Origin of the sequence: Ruminiclostridium hungatei (assembly GCF_002051585.1) — a bacterium.
In the GTDB taxonomy this organism is placed as follows: Bacteria; Bacillota; Clostridia; order Acetivibrionales; family DSM-1351; genus Ruminiclostridium; species Ruminiclostridium hungatei.
Genome location: NZ_MZGX01000055.1, coordinates 1 through 2,497, shown reverse-complemented (window position 1 = coordinate 2,497; position 2,497 = coordinate 1). Strand labels below are relative to the sequence as shown.

Here is a 2,497-nt window from a genome sequence, read left to right as displayed (position 1 = left end):
ACTACAATGCGTCAGGCACAGAAATCAGCAAGGCAGTTGACAATCCTTACCGCTATGCAGGATATGTATATGACAGCACAACAGACCTCTACTACCTTAACGCCAGAATGTATGATGCAAAGACAGCCCGGTTCCTGCAGGAGGATACATATACGGGCAATGCAGGTGACCCGCTGAGTTTGAATTTGTATACGTATTGCCATAATGAGCCTGTGATGTATGTGGATCCGACGGGGCATGCGGAAGCAAATGATAGTAAAATAAATAAAAATACTAAGGCAGGTGAAGCTGCCCTAGCCGCTATTGATAAAGCGTCAAAAGCGTATACGGTTGCCGAGGCTTCAAATGATACAAAAGCAATGAAAGAAGCGCATAAGGCTGCAGAAGATGCGAGAAAGGAGTATGCTCAAAAAACACAAGACTTGAAATATATTGAAGCTAAATATGGAACTGATACTAAAAAAGCAATTGAAAATATTCAGCAAAATGTACCCCAAAATTATCAAACTTCAGCAATTAGTTCGACAATAGACCAAGCTAAACCTTCAAATGTTATTGCTAATACTAGTACAAGTATTAATGGGACAGGGAAAGATGGCAAAAATGATGCTAATTATAATTTTAAAAAAGATGATAGCATGTCATCATTGTTAAGAAAGAATTACGGAGTCTATAACGATAACGATTTTGCTGATGGATTATATCAAATGCTTCCATTAACTCATAAAACAAAAATCGATTTATGGGTTGAGAATAATCAAAAACTTGCTAAAAATAATCCAGACTTATATAATACCAAATATGCGGATGAAGTATTAAACCAATTCGATGCATATACACAAGTGGCAGATATGGCTGATGCTATAGACATTGGAATTAAATCTAATAATGTAATATCTGTAATAGCAGCAGGTATCATTTATGGGGGAGGATTAAACAATAAAAACAGTTTTCCTAAGGACACAAAAACAAAGAATACTGTTAATAAAAGTGCTACTTTTGATAGTCAAGGAGAAGCTAGGTCGGTAGCTAGAACTAAGATAGGGAGTAATCCAACAAAAGTTAGTGAGTTCAAATTTAGAAGCAATGATGGAAAGTGGCAGTATCGTGCAAAACCTGGTGATGTTAATGGTGACCATGGAAATGGTAACCATATCCATTTGGAAAGACTTAATCCTAAAACTGGTGAAGTATTAGAAAATTGGCATTTTTATTGGAAATAGGAGTGAAAATCAATGAAAAGATTTATAAGTATTTCGGGTAGTATTAGCTTTAAGAGGTATACAAATGAATCTTGGTCTTTATGTATAGAGGTAATACAAAATGATATTGTTCCTCTTTTTATGGAAATTCAACTACTTGATTTTAATAAAGCAAATGTCGTTACAATAAAATCTGCTAAAACCAAAGAATGTATTGATTTAAGCATATCTGAAAAGGATAATGAATCAATAATAGATTATAATGAATCAAAATACATGGTTAAAATTTCGCGTAGTGAGATGGGTGCTATTGCTGCATTTATTCTTCAGTATTACAGAGACTCATATGCCTCTGTTGATCACCTGGATATCGAAACTAAACATAATGGTAATTTAGGTAGTGATGCAACATTTGTAATTGTTGCAAATGAGTTTGCTCAACCAATGTCAGGAGAAGAAGCTAAAAAAATATTAGGTATAGGATGATGTTTTTAGTGTTTGAAGTTTTTACTGTAAGATAAATAGCTTTTGAAACTAAAATTTAAGGTATGAAGGATGAGAGATTGTATGAAGTTACGTGTTAAACATAGTAACTTCATACAATCTCGAATTCAAAAGTTCTAATGGGTAAATAAAAGTAATTGAGTCATGACCACACGTAGAACGTGTGGCAGGCTCTAGCCTCAGATTGGGCGGACTTAATGTGTCTATATTATGGTGAATTATTACTTTTTAGATTAATCGTGATTTAAATATTTCCAGTTTATCCTTAATATTATGTGAGATTTTAAGGATTTAGCTGGAAATATTTTCATTCAGGCACATTTTCCGTGTATTTAAGCGCTCAATTTCAGCGAGCCTTCCTATGCAAAACTGGATATGAAATAATGCCCTCCATACAAAGATGGTATCACCTGAATGAAAATAAATGTTCAACTTAATGGGCACAGGTCACTTCTGTGCCAATGTGTATCCTTTCGAGAAAACACATTCTGATGAAATTCTGCTTTGCTGCGGAAAGTGGACTATCATTGTGAAGCACGGTACTTTGAGCGCAGGAAACCTGCTCACCCAGACCGACGGCAGGGGAAATACAACCGCCTACGAATACAACGCTGCCAACAAAGAAACCAGAAAAATATATCCCGGAGGCAAAAAAACCATAGAGGGAACAACCGTCTATGACCCGGCAAAAACAGAGACCTACACCTACAATGCAAATGGAACGGCCGCCACAAAAACAGACCGTAACGGAAAAACCACAAGCTACAAAAATGACATACACGGCAGGGTGA

Annotated in this window: 3 protein-coding genes; all 3 read left to right on the top strand. The window is 35.8% G+C overall.

The genetic code is table 11. The features are described from left to right. Positions 1-1,223, top strand: a 1,223-nt coding sequence (locus tag CLHUN_RS21385; RefSeq protein ID WP_133051134.1) for an RHS repeat-associated core domain-containing protein, incomplete at its 5' end; no start/stop codon positions are given. Between the two features lie 12 nt (positions 1,224-1,235). Further along, entirely contained in the window at positions 1,236-1,688 is a 453-nt protein-coding gene (locus CLHUN_RS21380; protein ID WP_080066706.1) for a hypothetical protein, read from the top strand. Between the two features lie 442 nt (positions 1,689-2,130). Further along, on the top strand, positions 2,131-2,497 hold a 367-nt coding region (locus CLHUN_RS21375), incomplete at its 3' end, for an RHS repeat domain-containing protein (protein ID WP_133051133.1).

Bases quoted from the DNA above. Each gene is read 5' to 3' on its own strand.
- CLHUN_RS21380 (WP_080066706.1), top strand. From the start codon at position 1,236: ATGAAAAGATTTATAAGTATTTCGGGTAGTATTAGCTTTAAGAGGTAT.